The following is a 354-nucleotide window of genomic DNA, read 5'->3' on the forward strand; positions in this document are numbered from 1 at the left end:
GGCATCTATTACTGGCTGCCGCTCTTCACAGGCCGAAAGCGGTTTTTCCGCATGGGAGAGACTGCATTCGCGCTCATCTTCCTTGGCTTTCACGGCACGTTTCTGGCGATGCATTGGGTCGGATTATTGGGTCAACGTCGCAGGATAGAGACATATGACGCCGAAACGGGCTGGGGTGCGATCAACTTCGCCTCTTCCGTCGGCAGCTTCATCCTCGCCATCGGCCTCGGCATGGTGCTGATCGACATATTGATCCACATCTTCGTGGCCGTCCGTGGCCCCCGCAACCCGTGGAAGGCCGGGACGCTGGAGTGGGCCACCATGTCCCCCCCCCCCGCCTACAACTTCGCCAGC

The 354-nt window shown here is 60.5% G+C and carries 1 protein-coding gene; it reads left to right on the forward strand.

The window, feature by feature from the left end; genetic code table 11:
* Positions 1-354: cbb3-type cytochrome c oxidase subunit I (locus tag A3728_RS14000; protein WP_201722329.1), on the forward strand; the 354-nt coding region annotated here is incomplete at both ends.

It is taken from the genome of Sulfitobacter sp. HI0040 (assembly GCF_001634885.1).
Taxonomy (GTDB): domain Bacteria; phylum Pseudomonadota; class Alphaproteobacteria; order Rhodobacterales; family Rhodobacteraceae; genus Sulfitobacter.